Annotated in this window: 21 protein-coding genes; 2 read left to right on the top strand and 19 right to left on the bottom strand. The window is 29.5% G+C overall.

Translation table 11 applies throughout. The annotated features are described in order from the left end of the window. Nucleotides 1-106 precede the first annotated feature (106 nt). Together QML81_RS07265 and ahbA are read right to left on the bottom strand one after the other, a co-directional pair. Entirely contained in the window at nucleotides 107-460 is a 354-nt protein-coding gene (locus QML81_RS07265) for a hypothetical protein (RefSeq protein WP_281950761.1), read from the bottom strand. Next, nucleotides 453-1,442, bottom strand: a complete 990-nt coding sequence (ahbA, locus tag QML81_RS07260) for a siroheme decarboxylase subunit alpha (RefSeq protein WP_281950760.1) — start codon at nucleotides 1,440-1,442, stop codon at nucleotides 453-455. The genes QML81_RS07265 and ahbA overlap by 8 nt, the downstream gene beginning before the upstream one ends. A gap of 112 nt (nucleotides 1,443-1,554) precedes the next feature. Between ahbA and QML81_RS07255 the strand changes: the two genes are divergently transcribed. Both QML81_RS07255 and QML81_RS07250 read left to right on the top strand, forming a co-directional pair. Next, nucleotides 1,555-2,136 carry a precorrin-2 dehydrogenase/sirohydrochlorin ferrochelatase family protein gene (locus QML81_RS07255; protein ID WP_281950759.1) on the top strand — a complete coding sequence of 194 codons (582 nt, stop codon included), beginning with the start codon at nucleotides 1,555-1,557 and terminating at the stop codon, nucleotides 2,134-2,136. Then, nucleotides 2,129-2,506, top strand: a complete 378-nt coding sequence (locus tag QML81_RS07250) for a hypothetical protein (RefSeq protein ID WP_281950758.1) — start codon at nucleotides 2,129-2,131, stop codon at nucleotides 2,504-2,506. Before QML81_RS07255 ends, QML81_RS07250 begins: the two co-directional genes overlap by 8 nt. A 214-nt stretch (nucleotides 2,507-2,720) precedes the next feature. Here the strand turns inward: QML81_RS07250 and QML81_RS07245 are convergent, their stop codons facing one another. From QML81_RS07245 to QML81_RS07165, 17 genes are all read right to left on the bottom strand, one after another. Continuing rightward, nucleotides 2,721-3,191 (bottom strand): nitrous oxide reductase accessory protein NosL, encoded by a 471-nt coding sequence (locus QML81_RS07245; protein ID WP_281950757.1) that lies wholly within the window; start codon nucleotides 3,189-3,191, stop codon nucleotides 2,721-2,723. 8 nt (nucleotides 3,192-3,199) lie between these two features. Continuing rightward, on the bottom strand, nucleotides 3,200-4,027 hold the full coding sequence (locus QML81_RS07240) for an ABC transporter permease (RefSeq protein WP_281950756.1): 828 nt from the start codon (nucleotides 4,025-4,027) through the stop codon (nucleotides 3,200-3,202). Beyond that, nucleotides 4,027-4,482 carry a hypothetical protein gene (locus tag QML81_RS07235; RefSeq protein WP_281950755.1) on the bottom strand — a complete coding sequence of 152 codons (456 nt, stop codon included), beginning with the start codon at nucleotides 4,480-4,482 and terminating at the stop codon, nucleotides 4,027-4,029. Before QML81_RS07235 ends, QML81_RS07240 begins: the two co-directional genes overlap by 1 nt. After that, entirely contained in the window at nucleotides 4,469-5,107 is a 639-nt protein-coding gene (locus tag QML81_RS07230; RefSeq protein ID WP_281950754.1) for an ABC transporter ATP-binding protein, read from the bottom strand. Before QML81_RS07230 ends, QML81_RS07235 begins: the two co-directional genes overlap by 14 nt. Beyond that, the gene (locus QML81_RS07225) at nucleotides 5,104-6,015 is read right to left on the bottom strand and encodes a NapH/MauN family ferredoxin-type protein (protein WP_281950753.1); all 912 of its coding nucleotides are present in this window, start codon (nucleotides 6,013-6,015) and stop codon (nucleotides 5,104-5,106) included. Before QML81_RS07225 ends, QML81_RS07230 begins: the two co-directional genes overlap by 4 nt. A 63-nt stretch (nucleotides 6,016-6,078) precedes the next feature. After that, nucleotides 6,079-6,570, bottom strand: a complete 492-nt coding sequence (locus QML81_RS07220; protein WP_281950752.1) for a c-type cytochrome — start codon at nucleotides 6,568-6,570, stop codon at nucleotides 6,079-6,081. Further along, complete coding sequence (locus QML81_RS07215) at nucleotides 6,567-7,127, bottom strand: c-type cytochrome (protein ID WP_281950751.1); 561 nt, start codon at nucleotides 7,125-7,127, stop codon at nucleotides 6,567-6,569. The genes QML81_RS07220 and QML81_RS07215 overlap by 4 nt, the downstream gene beginning before the upstream one ends. Before the next feature lie 2 nt (nucleotides 7,128-7,129). Continuing rightward, on the bottom strand, nucleotides 7,130-7,915 hold the full coding sequence (locus QML81_RS07210) for a 4Fe-4S dicluster domain-containing protein (protein ID WP_281950750.1): 786 nt from the start codon (nucleotides 7,913-7,915) through the stop codon (nucleotides 7,130-7,132). After that, nucleotides 7,912-9,138, bottom strand: coding sequence for a nitrous oxide reductase family maturation protein NosD (locus tag QML81_RS07205; protein WP_281950749.1), 1,227 nt, complete (start codon nucleotides 9,136-9,138; stop codon nucleotides 7,912-7,914). The genes QML81_RS07210 and QML81_RS07205 overlap by 4 nt, the downstream gene beginning before the upstream one ends. Beyond that, a complete protein-coding gene (locus tag QML81_RS07200; protein ID WP_281950748.1) occupies nucleotides 9,138-9,935 on the bottom strand; it encodes a cytochrome C in 798 nt (265 codons plus the stop codon). Before QML81_RS07200 ends, QML81_RS07205 begins: the two co-directional genes overlap by 1 nt. Nucleotides 9,936-10,160: 225 nt before the next feature. Then, nucleotides 10,161-12,770, bottom strand: a complete 2,610-nt coding sequence (gene nosZ, locus QML81_RS07195; protein WP_281950747.1) for a Sec-dependent nitrous-oxide reductase — start codon at nucleotides 12,768-12,770, stop codon at nucleotides 10,161-10,163. A gap of 282 nt (nucleotides 12,771-13,052) precedes the next feature. Then, nucleotides 13,053-13,790: a uroporphyrinogen-III C-methyltransferase gene (gene cobA / locus QML81_RS07190; RefSeq protein WP_281950746.1), complete on the bottom strand. Its 738-nt coding sequence runs from the start codon at nucleotides 13,788-13,790 to the stop codon at nucleotides 13,053-13,055. 71 nt (nucleotides 13,791-13,861) lie between these two features. Continuing rightward, entirely contained in the window at nucleotides 13,862-14,929 is a 1,068-nt protein-coding gene (locus QML81_RS07185) for a cytochrome D1 domain-containing protein (RefSeq protein WP_281950745.1), read from the bottom strand. Between the two features lie 127 nt (nucleotides 14,930-15,056). Beyond that, nucleotides 15,057-16,160, bottom strand: coding sequence for a radical SAM/SPASM domain-containing protein (locus QML81_RS07180; protein WP_281950744.1), 1,104 nt, complete (start codon nucleotides 16,158-16,160; stop codon nucleotides 15,057-15,059). Then, nucleotides 16,160-17,854 (bottom strand): cytochrome D1 domain-containing protein, encoded by a 1,695-nt coding sequence (locus QML81_RS07175; protein ID WP_281950743.1) that lies wholly within the window; start codon nucleotides 17,852-17,854, stop codon nucleotides 16,160-16,162. Before QML81_RS07175 ends, QML81_RS07180 begins: the two co-directional genes overlap by 1 nt. 110 nt (nucleotides 17,855-17,964) lie before the next feature. Next, nucleotides 17,965-19,629, bottom strand: coding sequence for a cytochrome D1 domain-containing protein (locus QML81_RS07170; protein ID WP_281950742.1), 1,665 nt, complete (start codon nucleotides 19,627-19,629; stop codon nucleotides 17,965-17,967). A gap of 57 nt (nucleotides 19,630-19,686) precedes the next feature. Then, nucleotides 19,687-19,839: a hypothetical protein gene (locus QML81_RS07165; RefSeq protein WP_281950741.1), complete on the bottom strand. Its 153-nt coding sequence runs from the start codon at nucleotides 19,837-19,839 to the stop codon at nucleotides 19,687-19,689. Between the last annotated feature and the right edge of the window lie 20 nt (nucleotides 19,840-19,859).

Here is a 19,859-nt window from a genome sequence, read left to right as displayed (position 1 = left end):
TATTGGTATATTGGGAATATGAAATTAATTACTTCACTGCTTCCTCTCTTTACTTATCCTTCTCACTTTCTTACTCTATCACTATCTAACTTTCTTACTTTCTAATTCACTCAACTATACATTGTCTTATATTATATCCCCTTGGAAACTCTGGATGTATAAAGGTGTCATCTTTTAGTTTCCATTCACCTTTTTTTACTAAAACACTCCCTATTTTATTTGTTTTATCTATACATAAAATATTTTTACCTTCATTAAAAGCTTTAGCTACCTCTTTTATATGGTTTATTCTATAAAAATAGTGCGCTAAAAGACCCAAAATTAAAAATATAGCTACTATAGGAAGAGCGATTTTACTTTTTTTGGGCATAAATGGCCTTGTTACAATAAACAAAGCTATACCAAAAACAAATAGGGCTATATAGATATAAACTGCTTCCTCTTTAAAAAAATCAAGCATATTTTTTCTCCCACTCTTTAAATTCATCACTAAAATATTTTATTCTCTGCTTTTTAAACTCTCTTGTTGAATAAAGATATTTGTAATCTTTTGGATTTATCTCTTTTTTGATATCTTTAACTACATTTTCTACTTCCTCTTTAGTTTTACCATGTATCATACTAAATAAAGGATATGGCCATTTTGGGTATGTTGGTCTTAGATAGCAGTGGCTAACAGCAGTGAAACTAGCAACTTTCTCTCCAATTTCAAGTGCATTTTTCTCATCAACACTCCAAACTACCATTGCATTTGCATTAAAACCTGCTCTTCTATGATACAAAATAGAGGCAAATCTTCTCAAAATTCCAGCATTTTGTAAATTTTGTGCCTCTTTTTTTAGTGTTTCATAATCAATATTTAAATCCCTAACTATTTTCTCAAAAGGTTTTTTAACAGGTTCTATATCTTCTTGTAATCTTTTTATCAACTCAAAATGAAGTGGTTCTAATTTTAGTTCAATTTTTTTCTTTTTTTCAAGTTTCTCTTTTTTTGCTCTATCACCTTTTACATCTAATTGTACTTTTATTTTAAACATCTTAATTGTAGGAAGTACAATAAAATCTTTTGCATTAACTTTTTTTGCCATTAATTCAACTGTCTTTTCTAAACCCAATTTGCTATCAGGCTCAACTGCTATTGTAAACCAAAGATTAAATTCATTGTCTCTTTCATAATTGTGGCTAACTCCTGGATGGGTATTTATAAAATTTGCTGCATTTTCAATATCATCAACCATAAAAGCCACTAAAGAGGATTTATAACCTAAAGATTTAGTATCAAAAATGGCTGAAGTTTGTCTAATTATCTTTTCATCTTTTAATTTTTTATAAATTTCTATCAATTTATCTTCATCACTATTTAATTTTTTAGCTAAAATCTCAAAAGGTCTCTCTTCAATAGGAAACTCTTTTTGAATTAGATTTAAAAAATCCTTTTCCATACTAAACCTTTTTAATTTTTAAAAATTTTATTTTTATTTTAAAATTATTTCCTTGACACCTATCAAATAGGTTTATAAAAATATATGATATTATTTCTTCCAAAGGAGAATAATGAGTTTTTTCCCAGCTTATATAAAACTTGAAAATAAAAATATATTAGTTATTGGTGGTGGTAAAATTGCAGGAGATAAAATTTCTCATCTTTTAGATTTTACAAAAAATATAACGGTCATATCTCCAAAAGTTGATGATAGAGTAAAAGAGTTTATAACCAAAAATGGCTTAAAATATATAAATAGAGAGTATAAAAAAGGAGATATTGATCAGTTTTATATAGTTATAGTTGCTGCTGATGATATAGAATTACAAAAAAGAATTTATTTGGAGTGTCAAGAGAAAAAGATTTTATGCAATAGTGTAGATAGTATAGAATATTGTGATTTTATTTTTCCATCGTACATTAAAAAAGATGATTTGATTATCTCTTTTTCAACTTCTGGAGCTTCTCCAGCTTTATCTAAATATTTAAGAAGAGCAATTGAAAAGATAATTCCAAATGATATTGGAAAATTTTTAAAAGAGTTAAAAGATATTAGAGAAAAACTCCCAAAAGGAAGAGAGAGAATGAAACTATTAGATACTAAAGCAAAAGAGTATATTCAAAAATATTTTAAAAGGATAGATGATGTTTAGTAAAAGAATAATTTTTGCATTCTTATTTATATTTATTTTCTTAAGTGCAATAGCACTTATAACAAATATGCCACAAAAGAAAAATATTAGAGTATATAATGCCATAATGCCCTACTTTCCTTATAAAATCCAAAAAGAGTTTGGTGGGCTTGATATTGTAGATAAAAGAACAGGAAAAGATTTAGATATTGCAAATGAAAAAGTTTTTTTAGCTTTTGATAATTTACTAAAAAAATGGGGTAAATCTCATCTAAAACTCGAAAATAATACACTCTTAGTATTAGACGATAATGGAAAAATTGTTAAAAAGATAGAGCTAAAAAATGAAAAAGAGAAAAAGTGGGTAGAAACTTTTTTCTTCTCAAAGTAAAAAGTTTGACATTAGTCATTGGACATTAGACATCGGGAATTAGGAATTGGAATTGGGCGCTTCACTCATAATTTACTATTCCGCTATATTCCTATTCCACTGTTCCGCTTCACTCCCTCACAGCTTCCCCGCTCATAAACTACTCACTTAAATCTTAAATCTTAATTCTATTAACCAATACACCAATTACTAATTATCAATGACTAATGACTATTTACGGCATATCTAAATATTTTATAAGTCCCATTCCTTTATGTATGATTTCTGGAAAAGTTAAAACTTTGCTTCCTCCATATTTTAATCTAAAAATATTCAAAGCATCTCTGTTTCTAACAGGAATCAAATCATCACCTTTTGGTCCTTGAAGTTTGCTTCCAAAAACATATAAAGCGCCTTCAGCCTTTATCCACTCTCCACTCAAATAATCTTTAACTAAAATCTTTTTAAAATCAAGTTCACCTTTTATATGATATTCAGGATAATCGGAAGGTCTTAAGTAGACATTAAACATAGATTTAGGACAACAAAAAAGTATCTCTTTACCATTTGCTAAAACAATTTTTGCTTGGAATTTTGGATATTTATTTACATCAATATGATAAACAGGATCTAATATTTTAGTAGAATTTGTATCAGCCAAAAGATAAACTATACTAAAAAATATTACAAATAAAAACTTTTTCATAACCCCTCCTATAATAGATCTCTTTTTTTGAAAAAGTAAAAACCTAAAAGTGAAAAGAATATTCCTAAAAATAGAGGATAAACAATCGAATATGTAATAAAAAGCTTTTGACCAAATGTATCAAGTAAAAAATAGGCTACCGGTCCCATTACTGTTAATTCAGGGTCAAAAAGACTTATTGCTCCTACTCTAAACACTTCCATTGGATTTAAAAGAGATAGAGCAATTATAAAATTATCATTAAATCTATTTTGAAGCATAAGTCCAATTAAAGCAATATCAATAAAAGCCAAAAGTGTTATCCAAACAACAAAACTTGCTCCTAAAGCAACATCATGAGATTTGACAATAGTAGAGATAAAAAAAGCTATTCCTAAAAAAACTGCACACAATGAAAAAAGAAGTGCGCTATAAATAAAAAGCATATTCCATGGAAGCTCTCCACCTTTAAATATTCCCCAACCAATACCTAAAATTAGAGCTAATAGTACTGGAAAAAATACAACTGTAAATCTTCCAACCATTTTACCCCAATAGTAATCTCTTAAAGATATAGGAAAAGAGAGCATATATTCTAAAATTGCACTTTCTCTATCTACCGAAATTGATTTTACAGTGGTAATTAAAATAAAAATAGGCAAAATTACAATTGTTACTTGCATATAGATTAAAAGAAGGCGGCTAAGTCCAGTAAAACCCATAACAACACTATCTGTTATTCCAGTTATGAAAAAAAGTGCCATTAAACCACCAAAAACAAGTAAATAGACAAAAAACCATTTACTTCTTGCTGATTCAGCGATATCAAGTTTTGCAATTAAAAAAAGATTTTTCATTATCTTCCTATTTTCTCTATTATTTTTTTAACATCATCAAATGAATATATTTTTTTATTTTTTGGAGCAGTCCCTTTTTTGTGCGCTCCAAATCCATATCCCATCGGTGTTATATAATCTCTTGTATACTCTGCTTCTTTTGCATCTATCCATTCACCACTTTTTGCATCAGTTATCCATATTTTTTTAAAATGTATTTCAGGATGTTCTTTTTTTTGCCAAAGGATTAAGCAACCAATATCGTCAAATTTATATACTTTACCATTTTCATCTATAGCTTGAACAGCAAATTTTCTCTCACTTATTGCCATTTTGCACCGTTCACACATATCTCTATCCCAGTGCATTGTAGCTGGCTCTTTTGTATAATCTTTTTTCTCACATCCTAAAAAAGCCAAAGAGATAAAAAATAAAAATATCAAATGACTAATGACTAATGACTTATATCCTTTCATCCTCAACCACTTTTCCTAAATCCATATAAATTTTTCTATTAACCAAACCCTCTATCTCTTCAAGTCTATGAGTAATATAAATAGTAGAGCAATTTTTATCAATTGATTCTAAAAGATTATAAAATTTTTCTCTTGCTTTAGGATCAAGATTTGCTGTAGGCTCATCAAAAATTAAAATCTTACTATTTCTTGCTAAAGCTATTGCAATTAATAGTTTTTGTTTCATTCCTCCACTAAGCTTAAAAAAAGGCTTATTTAAATTTTTCTCAATATCAAGATCCATTTTTGAAGACTCTTCTTTAATTTTATTAATTTCAATATGTGAACTTTTGGCAACAAATTCAAGTAACTCTTTTATATTAAGCTTTATAGGAGGTGGGGTTTGAGGTATAAAACTGATATTATTTAGTACTTTTGTTCTATTTTTTATAGGGTCAAATCCCTCTACTTTTATTTCACCTTTAGTTAAATGATAAAAACCCAAAATTGATCTAACAAGGGTAGTTTTTCCAGCACCATTTGGCCCCATTAATGCAATTTTGTCACCATCATTTATAGTTAAATTAACATTATCTAAAACAAAAACATCAAAAAATTTTTTGTATGCATTTTTTATCTCTATCATACTAAGTTCTTTAACCTAAATTCAAAGTTATATGCATCTTCATGACAAACATCAAAACATCTTGCACACATTATACAATCACCATCTTTAACAAACTCTTTTGTTATACCTTTTTCTTCACGTTCTTTGTCATATTTAGATTTAAATCTCTCTAATACATGCTCTTCAGGACATGCTATAAAACAGGCCGCACAATGGTCACACTTTTCCATATCCCATTGAACTTTCATTGGACTTATCCAACCTATAAAACTATAAGTAGTACCTATAGGACAAACATATTTACACCATGCACGTCTTGAGAAAAAAATCTCAATAGCTAAAATAACAACAACCCAAACAATTGCCAAACTCCAACCATAAACAATAAATCTACTTAAAATTCCAACAGGATTTATAATTTCAAAAACCAAATATCCATCAATAGCAGCAGCTGCAAGAAAAATTACCCAAAAAACATATCTAACTCTAGGGTCAAATCTTCTCTCTTTTATTATTCTTTTATTTACTAGTTTTTGATGAAAATATTCACCTATTTCACTAAGGAGTCCATATGGACAAACCCATCCACAAAATGCCTTTCCTCCAACTAAAAAATAAAAACCAACTATAGTTGCGGTTCCAATAATTATATTTGTATGAATATGATGTTCTGATGCTAAAATCTCTAATGCTGCAAAAGGATCGATTAGATGAAAACCAAGAAGCCTTGAACCTGTTAAAGTTCCTTCTAAAAATTGAATGTCAACAAAATATGAAAGAAAAAAGGCTAGATTTATAACTATTACACTAAGCCATCTCCAAAAACGCCATGTAGGCCTAATTTTTCCTTGTTTAGTTCTATAATAAAGTGTTGATAAAATAGGTGCATTTACAAGTTCTTTTACACTCCAATTATATCTATCCAATTTCCCCTCCTTTTAAAATTTAGGAGGTGATAGTAGCTAACTACTAAGATCACCTACTGTTTATTATTCTGAAGCTTTAAGTTTTTGTTCAAAAGTACCAATTTCAGTTGCCAAACTCTCTAAATCTTCATCTTTCATATTATTTAAAAGACCAAACATTACATAATTTTTTCTCTTACCGCTTTTAAAATCTTTCAATGCATTTAAAACATCTTCTTTAGTTTTTCCTACAAGTTTAGGTCCTACTGCTCCTTCACCATTTATACCATGACACGAAGCACAATTTCTTCTATAAAGTGGACTAACTTCAAAAGCACTCATTCTTCCAGCTTTCTCTTTTAAAACCTTTAATTTCTTCTCTTCTTCACTCTCTTCTTCTTTTTGAGGTTGTGCTTGTTCAACTTTTTGTTTAGAAACAGGTACTTCTAATTTTGATTTTTCTATTATCTCTTTTATTTTTTGAAATTTTTGTGCTTCTTTATCTAAATTTGCCATATAAACAATCGCAGCAACTGTTAAAGCACCAGCTATAATAGCAATGATATGTCTAATCATTTTTTATCCTTTAAATTTTCTTTTATTTTTTTTACTTTTTTATTAAATTCTGCAATCTCATCTGCTAAAGCTTTCAGTTTTTTATCATCTAAACGTCTAACAAGTTGGACCATCAAAACATTTTTTCGCTTACCGCTTTTAAAATCTTGCAGTTGCTTATATATATAATCTCCACTTTTATCTAGTAGTGATGGTCCAATTATTCCATTTGCATAATCATCATGACAAGCTGAACAGTAAATCAAAAAATCTTTGCTTAATTTATTTGCAAGCAGTGAAATTTGCACTTTTTGATAATTATTTAAAACATGTCTATATGCCCCAAGTCTTGTATATTTTCCCTCATCTTCAATCTCTTCTTTTTTCGCTTCTTTATAAGAGTAATAAAATTGTCCTTTATCTACCTCTTTTTCTTGAGCCTTTTTCTCTTTAACTACACCCTCAGTAATTTTTATCTGAGAAGGTTTAGCAGCAACCTCTTTTTTTTCTTCTTTCTTCTCACATCCAGAAAATATAACTAATATACTGATAACCAATAACCAATAACTAAATTTCATAATTAAGCCTTTTTCCCATATATTTGCTCATAAGTAGCTCTAGGGACAATTTTTAATACATCTGTTGGACACAATTCTACACAAGCACCGCATCCTACACATTTTTCTCTAATTTCTGGAAGATATCCACCATTTTTTGCAACCATTCCTATAGCAAGTGAAGGATCTGGATGATAAGGACACAAATCAGCACAGATTGTACAATCTTTACCTCTAAATTTTTCAAGTTTTTTCAGTAATTCTACTTGTAATTCTCTTTTTTCACTAGGATTTGGTAAATCCTCTATTTTTCTATTTTTTATCTCTTTTTTAGTCAAAGCAGGCGAATGATCATATATAGCATCAATTGCACTATCTGGAACTTTTTTATTATGAAGTGCCAAACATGCATTCTCATTTACAATAACAGCCATCCCCATATGCACTAATTTAATATCATCTTTTTCATGATCCAAAGCACCACTTGGACAAGCCAATATACAAGGAAAGGCTTTACATAAATAACATCCCCTTTTTTGAGGATCAATATAAGCTGTGCCAACACCAGCTTTTCCATCAACTCCTTCTAAAAATATAGAATCATATGGACATACTTGAAGACATTGGCCACATTTGATACAAAGGGCTAAAAACTCATCTTCAGGTACTGCTCCAGGTGGTCTTAATCTTAATTCATGATGCTTATAATATTTTGCACCATAAATACCAGCTGCTGCAGCCAATCCCAATACACCTAGACCAGCCATTTTTTTAATAAAATCTCTTCTTTTTTTCTCTTGTGGTGTCATGATACCTCCCCTTCATGCATAAGTGGCTTTGGATCAGTTAATAGTTTTATAGGTTCTGAAATCGGTGCCAATTTATATAAAAAATTCAAAATCGATATAACAGGTGATCCATAAAAAAATCTTATATTAGGATTTAATAGCCACAACTTATCTGCATAATAATAAAGATTATATGGAATATCACCTATGCCATCTCCATCTTTGTCAAAACCTTGATAATCATCCCAATAATTCTCACTCCAAGTGTTCATTACTGAATGAATTCTTCCTTGTCCAGAATCATCATAAACATTTTCCATATTACCTTTAAATATGTTTCTTTTAATAATATTATTTGTACTTAATGAATGAAAATGTATACCTATTGAATTATAAAGTATGCTGTTGTTTTCGATAAAATTTTTTTCATCTGGCTGGAATGGGGATCTATCTATATATAATCCTTTAGCACAATAAAGTATTGTATTATTTTTTATAATAAAATTTGAAGCATCTTTTAATCCTATTCCAATGCCAGTAGTTCCTAAAGAACTAATAACAACATTTTCATAAGCTTCTGTATCTCTTGAATACATAAAAAATATTCCAACACTATTATGTTTATATACATTTTTTTTAACTATATTTTTGCCTGCATACATAAAATGAAGCGAATATCTGCCATATTCTCCTCTGTTTTCTTCAATTAAATTTCCATGGCTATACCATACAACAAAATCTCTACTTTTATATAGATAATTTTTTCTTAAAATATTATCATTGCTATACCAAAGTCTTATACCATCACCTCTTATTCCTAATGGAAAAGGTTTTGATGTAATATAATTTCCGATAATTTTAGAGTTATGTACATTTTGCAAGTCTATTCCAAAAAGACAATTTTTAATGCTACAATTATTAACTTCACAAAATTTGGCATCTTTTATAGAAATGCCTGCATCTACTTTCTCATGTTCCTTACCACTATTTACAATAGTTAAATTTTTTATGGTAACATTTGAACTTCTAATTTTGACAACTGTACCTTTTCCATCTCCCTTGATTACAGTTTTTTCTCCTTTACCTACAATCATTAATGGTTTATTGATGACAATATTCCCTTCAAAAACTCCCTCTGGCAATTCTATTTTTGATCCTGCTTTTGCTTTATCTATCACCTCTTGCAGTGTCATAGCAAACATTGGTAATGTCATAAAAACTAAAAGCAAAATCAGCCTTTTCATTATGCAGCTTTACTCTTTAAATATTTATTTTTTGAAATTATTGCCAAAAGTGTAAATACACTAATAGCAATTAAAAGCCAAAAACCAATTGTTGGATATGAATGAGTTGTAAATTGAGCAACTTTTCCATCTCCAAACACGGTTGGCATAAATGGCTTAATCTTAAATGCACCCCAATCATGCATATGATGGCCAAACCAATATAACCAATATGCATAAAAACCTAAAAATATTAATGGAAGTGCTACAGCAATCCACATTATATAATTTAACCATTTCCAATCATATAAGATAAAGAGTACATATGCAAATGCAAGTAAAACTAATACATATGGAGCAATAGCACGCAAATATGGAGCGCCTCTTTCCATTGGATCCATACCTATAAAGTGATTGATAGTATTCATTTCATGGACATCACCGCTAAATCCATCAAAATGATAATAAACCGGAATACCCTCAGGAAAAGCATCTTTAGGATAATTTGGTGCTTCTAATGAAACATACCATATTGGCGCACTTGCCACACCTATCTCTGCATTATATTCTATCATTTTCTTTAAAATTGGATTTTTGTTTTTATCTAATGCTTCTGGAGGAGTATTTGGACTTACATATCTTCCTTTTTGATAATAATCCCATACTTTATATGCAATTGAAGGTATTTTATCAGCTTTACCAGCCTTTGCTAAATCTGGAACATCGTGAGTAATAACTGCTGGAATTACAAACCAATACAGCAAAATTGCTAATGCAATAAGTGCAAACACTCTATATTTTACACTTGAACTGTTCATATTTATTCCTTTTAATATTTTTTTTATTTTACTCTCTTTTTTACAACTATACATTGATTTTAATCAATCATAATTTATATTTATATTTATTATTTGATATATTTATATTTATTAAGAGAATATTATAGTTTGTTATTTTTTTGTCATAAAAAATTAAAAAATAACATTATTAAATATAAATTATGATTGATTATAAAAGAGGGGAAGATCCCTCTTTTATATTAATTAGAAGAGATGAGCGTTTTCATCTACCCATTTTAGGTATTCGATGATATCTTTTATCTCTTGATCACTCATATGTTGATTTGGCATTCTTAGATTGAAGTAATCAATCATAGCTTTTACATATGGATCATTATATTTGCTTGATGGGTTTTTGATAAATTCAGCTACCCATTTTTCACCGTTCTCATGTCTTTTTAGAACACCAACTAAGTCTGGTCCAGAGCTAACTTTACCAATAACGTGACAACCATTACATCCACCTTCAGCAAATGCAGCTTCACCTCTCTTAGCAGCTTCACTCATTGGTGTTGCAAGTTTTTTAACAAGTAAATCTTTTGCTCTGATACCAACATCAGCAGTTTTTACAAGATATTGCCATGCTTGATATTGGAAGTTAATAGCTGTATCAATATCACCTTTTTTAAGTGCTTCTTCAGCTTTTTTCTCTTCAGCAGGAACTTTGTTGAACTGATCCATTGCATCATCTACAAGCTGTTTTACAACAGGATATTTTTCATAGTGATTTTCTTTTAAGAATTTAACTACACTTTGAATAACTTTTTTGGTAGCCTCATTAAGAGCAACTGTTTTTTTGTACTCTTTCATTAACTGTTCTTTGCTCATTTTTTTGAGTTTGATTTTTCTTACAGATTTATATTTTTTATTTGGATCTTTTACAAGCAAATATCCCATCATCTCTAAGTGAAGTGCAGAACAGAACTCTGTACAATAGTATGGGAATACACCTTCACGATCCGCTTTAAAAGTAACTGCAACAGTTTTTCCTGGCTCTAATGATGCATGAACATTGTACCAGTCAACAGTAAATCCATGTGTTTCATCTTCTGCTCTTTCAAGGTTTGTTAGATAGAATGTTACAATATCTCCTTTATTTACTGTTACATGTTCAGGGTTTATATGACTTCTAACAAGAGTACCATAAACATATACATGATTTCCTTTTCTAACAATTTTCTCTTGTCCAGCTAGAGTTTTACCTCTATGAATTTTGCCTGTAAATGGATTTGTACCCATAGGATATCTAACTTCTGGATGAAGTTTGCTTGCTCTAATAGCTACAGCTTGGTGAGGTTCTCCTAAAGGTACTGGCATATCATAAAGAAGTTTCATTTTTTTACCACTAATATCAATTAATTGGTGGTTTTGTGGATGAAGAGGTCCAATTGGATTAAATCTATCAATTGCAAGTTTATTAAGTGCAATTATATATTCTCCTTGTGGGTCTCTAGTTTTACCTTCCATTCCACATAGGTGACCAATGTTATAGTTTACATTTACTCTATCTTTTACTTCACAAGTTAAATAGCTCCATTTTACAACTTGGCTATCAACATATAGTGATGTATAGATTTCGCCTTCAGTTTTCCATTTAGGACCATATTGGTTATGAAGTGGCCCAAGACCAAGTTCAGCTTGACAATGCATTGCTTTTTTCATATCAATAATTGGAATACCATATGGGTCTTTTCCAACAAAATCATGATTTTTAATAGCTTTCATGATCTTTTTGAAATCATATACAGTAGCATGTGTATCAAGCTTACCACACACAACTATATATCTACCATCAGGACTAACATCAACACCATGCGGTGATTTTGGCTCAGGAATTAAAAATAGGCAATCATTTTTAACTGCAACTTCAATAGGAACAACCTTCATTCCGTTTATAACTTTTACATTTTTAGGATCTTTTGCAAGTTCAGCAAGTTTTCTCCAGTTATATACATGAAGATAGTCTGTATCATTTCTACTCATACCAGCTTCAAATGGAGGTAAACCTTTTTCAATACCGCCTGTATACATTTCTGAGTTAAATGAGTTTGTAAATCCCCATCCATAACTCATCTCTTTACCTGCATCACTTAAATCTTGCATATATGGTGGCATCTCAATTGTAAAAGATTGATCAGGTAAAATTTTTCCATTTTTATGATCAAATTTCCAACATGTCACTCCGCCTCTATAAACATCAGCATACTCTTCCATAGGATGGTATTCAAGATCATACGGAGCCCCATATTGGCAAGCTTCAAGAATATATTCACTATTCGGTGTAAAAAAAGCACCACCATGATCAGATTTAAATACAGGGTTTACAACAATTTGTTTGGTAACAAAATCTTTTAAATCAATTACCGCAATTCTTGGGTTAGCTTTGTCGTTAATTACAAGCCATTTTCCATCATATACACCATTTGTTTCAGAAATTGCTGGATGGTGCGTATCTCCCCAAGTTATAGGCTTTCCAAACCAATGACCTTCTTTTAGAACTTTTTTGGTATCATCGTCATATCCCCAGCCTTGCCAAGGCTCTGGAGTAAATACACCAATAAATTTCAAAATTCTCATTGATGGTACGCCATAAACCATTATTTGGCCTGACTGACCACCTGAACTAAATACTATATATTTATCTCTACCACCAGATGGTGTATAGGTCTTAGCAGCTGCTAAAATGTCATCTTGGGTTAACCCTCTTTCTTTCATTATTTTTTCAAGTTCGCTTTGTGCAGTAGCAAAACTTGAAACCATACAAAGAGCCGCAGCAGTACTGAGCAGCTTCTTAAACATATGACTAACTTCCATATTGCCTCCTTTCTTATGTTAAATAAGTGTTAATTAAATTATAGATTAGATACTCTTATTTATAGCTTAATTTTTTAAGATTTAAATAAAATATTTTTAATATTTAGAGAGTTTTTTATAAATTAAAATTTCTTTTCTTAAATTAAGTGACAAGATAGTGACATTTTTTATATACAACTTAAATATTAAAAATTTCCTATTTTATCGAATAAATACAATCATACTTATAATATAAAAATTTAATAGTTAAGAATACTATCTTATAAATTAAAATTAATTTTATTAATTTTTTTCAAACCAAGATAGGTCTTCTCGAAGATTAACTACTTTTCCAACTACAATTAATGCAGGAGTGGGAAGATTTTTAGCTTTTTCATATATATTTTCTAAAGTTCCAACTACAGTCTTTTGTTCAGGTGTTGTTCCTTTTGAAATAACAGCAACAGGAAAATCTTTTGGTTTTCCAATTTCAATAAGTTTTTGAGCAATATTATTTAAATTGTGTAAACCCATTAAAAATACTATAGTATCATCTGTTTTAAAATTCTCCCAAGGAATTTGACTTGTCTCTTTATTTGGAGCCTCATGACCAGTAACTACTCTAAAGCTAACACTGATTCCTCTATGAGTAACTGGAATTCCAGCATATGCTGGAACACTTATTGCTGAAGTTATTCCTGGTATTACTTCAAACTTTATACCTCTTTCATGTAAATATTTGCCCTCTTCTCCTCCTCTTCCAAATACAAAAGGGTCTCCTCCTTTTAATCTTACTACAACATCAGCTTTTAATGCACTTTTATAGATAACTTCATTGATTTCATCTTGTGGAAGTATATGTTTTCCATCCTCTTTTCCAACATAAATAAACTCACATCCATTTTTTGCCATTTTTAAAATTTCTGGATTGGCAAGCCTATCATATATAATAATATCTGCTTGTTTTATAACTTTTGCAGCTTTTAAAGTTAAAAGTTCTATATCTCCAGGCCCTGCACCTGTTAGATATACTTTTCCCATAAATTTTTCCTTTAAAATATTTAAAAAATTATATTAAACTAAAAAAAATATTTAAATGATTTTAATCAATTCTATTTTCTAAATATAAAAATACCAGATGGTTTTGGAACACTTATTTTAAATACTTCTTTCCAGGTATTTGTATCAATTCCTAAAACTTCACTTTTTTGGTTATTTGATATATATAATAGTGGTTCTTCATTACTCCATCTAACATGCAAGACCATTCCGCCAAAATCAAATCTTTTTATTATTTTTAAAGTATTAGTATCTATTATTTGAACAATTGGAAACTTTTTTCCACTAAAAGTAACAGCTAAATATTTTCTTTTTGGGCTAAGAGATGTAAATACTGGATTGCCTTCAACTTCAATAGCTTTTATATAATTAAAATCTTTATCAAAAACAAAAACTTTATTATCACCAACAGCAGGTATAAAAAATTTATCTTTCATTATAGACCAAAATCCAAAATGAGGAACCTTTAAAACGATATTTTTATGTTCAAGTTTTAATGGAACCTGTTTATATTCAAAAGTATCAAGATTTAAAACGCCAACAAAAGGTGAATTAAAAAAACCAACAACATAAAGGTTTTTATTTATCATTGCATCAAATGGAACCTCTCCAGCATTTTTAATAACTTTTTTCAATTTAAATTTTGGAGTATTTTTACCAACATTTTCCATAACCCATAACTCATCACTATCCATACAGGCAAAAACTAGATAGTTTTTGTAAACTTTTATACCAACATTTTTTGAATTAGTATCTATAGTTTGTAAAAGATTTAAATCTCTATCAAATATTTGAACATTTTTATTAGCATAATTAGCTACTGCAACATAATCTTTAGTAAGCGTAAAACCTATAGCACTCTCACTTGCTTTAACCTCTTTTATCTTTTTTTCTTTTATTGGATCAAATTTGATCAAATAGCCATCTCTTGTAATAACATATCCATCATTTTCAATAAACTTAACCACTGCATGGTTGAAGTTATGCATATTTTTTATCTCATTTATTAGTTTATGATCCTGGATTACAGCTAAAGCACTATTTTCTCTCTCTACAACAAAAACTTTTTCAGTAGCAAACAGAGAAACAATTATAAAAGCTAATAAAACTATTTTTTTCATTTTCATCCTTTGATATTAGACATAGGTTATTAGTTATTGGTGTATTAGTATATTGGAATACTATTTTTTATCAATAACTAATAACCACTTTCTCACTCATCTTACTCACCTAACTCACCTTTAATAACTATTTGATATAACAACTTGGATCTTCTTGCCAAAGATCTCCATATATAGCCCATGCTCTTGGGCGACTACCTCCATTACATATTTCAATCCATTCACAATTTTCACATTTTCCTTTAATTTTTCTTGGATGCTCTCTTAGTTTATTTAAAAGCTCGTTGTTTTTATCAAGCCAAATTTTCTCAAAATCTTTTTTTAATATATTTCCTATTGTAACTGGAAAAAATGGATCAGGTTTTACATCACCTTCACTATTAATATTTAACAAATTTTTCCCAGCACTATTTCCGCCCCATTTTAATAATCTATTTTTAAGTTCATCACTTTTTTTTGGATATTTTTTTGAAAATCTATCCAAAAATAAAATTGCATCCATCTCCATATTTCCAGTAACTATATCAATATCGATATTTTTATCATAATATTCAAATGCTTTATCTATAATATAGTTAACTGCTTTTACTCTTTCTTCCTTATTTAAATCCATTTTTAAATTATCAAGTCCTCTTCCACTATATACAAGGTGAGAAATATATACTTTATCAATATTTTTACTTTCTGCTAAATCAAAAATATGCATTAATGACTCTTTTGTCTCTTTTGTAATGGTAAATCTTATACCAACTTTCCCGCCATTTTCATGAATTAAATCTATAGCTTGCAATGATTTTTTATATGATCCAATAAGTCCTCTAAATCTATCGTGGGTTTTTTCGTCACCATCAATACTAATTCCTATATATCCAAAAGTATCAATGATTTTTTTTACATTTCCTGGATTTATATATAAACCATTAGTTGATAGATATGTCATAATACCTTCATCTTTAAAAGCTTGAGCAATTTCAAAGATATCTTTTCTTGTTAATGGCTCACCTCCACTAAAAATAACAAATTTTATCCCAGCTTTTTTTAATTTCGGAATCGTTTCTAAGATATCTTGTGTAGTCAAAGTATCTTTTTCATCTAATGAAGATTTGCTATAACAGTGCAAACATGAAAGATTGCATCTATTAGTAAAATTCCATATTAATATAGAGCCATTTAACTCTCTTTGTTTTTTATTTTCAAGAGTTGATTTTAATAGATTAGATAATCTAAACACTATTTACCTTTAAATGATTTTATATAATCTACTATAGATTTTAACTCTTTTTCATTAAATTTAAAAGCTGGCATAGAATTTCTTTTATATCCTAACTCTTTATAAGTATGATTTGGATCAACTATTTGGCTTATCATTTCGCCTTCATTCCTTTTTTTGGCAATCTTACTAAAAGGAGGTCCAAAAGCTTCAGCACTCTGATGGTGACATCCCCAACATTTCTCTTTAAAAATGCTAAGCCCAAATAGTCTTGGATAAAAAACTCTATTTTTATTAATAAAATTATATTTCCCAACGGGAACATCTGCTTTGTAATCTTTTATCTCTTTAAATGTATCTGTTTGCCAGACTAAAAGGTCTCCATCATTTTCATAAATACTAAGGTAAGCATATTTCCCATCACCACTAAATTCGGTATGAATGTATCTTTTATCTTTTCGAGGAGTCAATTTTTTAATAGAAAAATCTTCTTTATTAACTAATACAAGCTTATCTGAGCCATTATCTACCCAAAGATAATCGCTTTGAGGATGTGTTTTTACAAAAAATCCATCTCCTCCTACATCAATTTTTTTAATTAGTTTCCAATCATACATCTGCCAAATTGTGATATACGGTTTTCTTAAATGAGGTGTCGCAAAATAAAATTTTCCATCTTTATACCAATATGTAGCACTAAATAGATGAGGCATTCCTTCAATTGATGCGAAAAATTTTTCTTTTAAAGTTTTTATATCGTAAACTCTTAAATCTTTTCCATGCCTAGTAGTCCCAATAATATACTCTTCAAATGGATCAATAAAAAAATCTTCGATTGGCTTATCAAGTTTATACTCTTTAAATTTTAATGTTTTTGTATTTACTTTATAAAGTTTAGGTTTATCTCTAAAAGTAAAAATTGCTTCATCTTTACTATAAAGTTCATATAATGCACTAATTTTCCCATTAACTTTTTTAATTTTTACTGGTTTTAATGTTTTTCTATCAAAAACAACAACCATTTGTGGAAGTAAACAAGTTGCAAATAGATATTTTCCATCATGACTCAGACTAACATTTCTTAAGTTTATACAAGCTCTAACTTTATCTTCTAATCTCCCATTTTCTAAAGAATAATGACCTATCCAACCATCTCTTGTAGGGACATAAAAATTTTTCCCATCAAGGGTATATTTTAATCCTCCATGAACATTTCTAAAATCAAATCTATCCAAAATTTTCTCATTTTCCATTATCCATACTCTATTTGCACCTCTTTCTACAACTAAAGTTACATTATCGATATCCTTTATATTTAAATCTTTTTTATTGTTATTATATTTTTTATATGAATTTATTATATTAGCTTCATTCCATTTTATGTCTCTTTGAGGCTTTCTTAAAAATTTTATAATCTCTTTTATTTCGTTATCATTTAAAAAGTCAAATTTGGGCATTAATGTCTGAGGGAGAGAATTTTTTATAATTGTATATATTTTCTTATCACTTTTTCTTTTTAAAAATTGTGGAAGTAAAGGAGGAGCAGAAATACCCTCTTTTTGTTTTCCATGACAGAGTGCACAATATTTTAAATAAAGATTTTTACCATCTATTTTATTATTACTTTTTGATTCTAAAGAGTGTATATAGAAGCTATCAAACTCTTTTGAAAAAGATAAAGAAATAAATAAAAGAAAAATTAAGATTTTATTCATATCACCCCTCCATCTGAGGAGTGAGAAATAGCAAGCTCTCTTGCCACTTCTCACTCATCATTATAGTAATAAAAAAAAGATTTAGCCTGGCTTAATGCCAGGTCTAAATCTTAATAGATATCATATTTTGTATTGAATACATTGAATTTACCAGTTGGGGTTCTTACCCAATCACCTTCAATTGCTTTTTTAAGTTTAAGTGTTTCTGCATCATATACTAAGATTGCAGATGGAACAAGTTTATTACCCCAAACACTTACCCAAAATTCATCACCTTCTTTGTTAAACTCAATATGAACTGGACCTCTTGGTTTAACTTTAACTTTTTTACCTTTAACTTTTACAGTTCTTTCTTTTATATATTTTTTTGGAATTTTGATAGTTTTTACAACTTCAAGAGTTTTTTTATCAATAACATATAGTTGTGTTTGAAGTTTTCTATCTGGATTAACCGGTCTATCAGCAATGATATATTTACAAGCTGGATGAGTTTTTATAAATAGGTTACCACCACCAACTCCTGGTAAAGATATTTTTTTAACAACTCTCCATGCATATTGTGGATGGTAAGTTGGATCAGTACCAATAAAGCTTATATCATTAGATCCAATATGTCCAGTTGCCCAAAGTGGACCATATTTTGGATGGTTAACATTTGCACCTCTACCTGGATGTGGTTTAGTACCACCACTTGGAATAATAGCAGCAACTTCACCCTCTTCAGTATCAACTGCTACAACTTTGTTTCTTGCATTTGCTGCGACTAAGAAATATCTCTTAGTTAAATCCCATCCACCATCATGCAGATATCTTTCAGCTTCAAGCATAGCAATTCTTGGATTGTTTGGATCAGCATAATTATATAGCCATACTTGACCTGTCTCTTTAACATTTATAACCCATTCAGGTTTATGGTGATTTGCAACAATTGAAGCAACCCTTGCTTCTCTTGTGAACTCTTCTGTATCATAAGTATAACTTGCTGTTGAAACTATTTTTAATGGCTCAAGAGTATCACCTTTTAATGTAACAATTGAAGGTGGCCAGTAACATCCAACAACTGCATATTCATCTTCATAACCTTTTGCTTTAGATGTATCTATACTTCTTGCATCATTACATACTCTAATTTCTGCTACATTTTTAGGTTTTTTCATCCAAAGGTCAATAACAGTAGCTTTACCATCTCTACCAATAGCATACATATATCTACCAGATTTACTTGTTCTTAAGATATGAGTAGCAAATCCAGATGGAACTATACTTACTAATTCTTTAGTATCACCATCAATAATAGCAACTTTACCCACATCTCTTAAAACTACACCAAAATAGTTTTCCCAATTTCTTTTAGTTTCTGGCTTTTTAGGTCTTTTATCTACTGGTACAAAAACTTTCCAGCTTTTTTTCATATCAGCCAAAGATTTTTCTGGAGGTGATACAGGTTCAGTTTGAATAAACTTCGCCATTAATTTTGTTTCAGCTTTAGTAAGCTCACCACTCGCACCCCAGTCAGGCATACCACCAGGAGTACCATTGTAGATAATATATTCAAGAGTTTTTGTTCCCATCTCTCTTGTTTTTTTAGGAAGCAAATTTGGACCTAATGCACCCTTTCTAAGCATACCATGGCAACCCGCACATCTATCAAAATATATTTGAGTAGCCTTTTTCATCTCCTCTTTTGATAGTTTTACACCTGCATTAGCAGTTGTTGAAACTGTACCAATCAAACCCACTGCTAACAATGCACTTAGACCAATCTTTAATTTCATCTTAATCTCCTTTTGAGGTATTGGTTTTACCCCTCACCCTCTATGAAAGCAAAGAGGTTATTCACCTCTTTGCAACTTTTTCTTTTCATCAAAATAGATCCAAACCATTGGCAGAACTATCAATGTGTGAAGTATAATTGTTAGCGTCATTGGTCCTTGATTTAACATTGACCAAAAACTACATACCACATCATGACAAGGCTCTATCATAACTCCTCCTTTTATTAATC

The organism is Nitrosophilus kaiyonis, assembly GCF_027943725.1.
Classification (GTDB): Bacteria; Campylobacterota; Campylobacteria; order Campylobacterales; family Nitratiruptoraceae; genus Nitrosophilus_A; species Nitrosophilus_A kaiyonis.
Note: the sequence above shows the minus strand (reverse complement) of the source record. Positions and strands in the feature narration are given on the sequence as shown.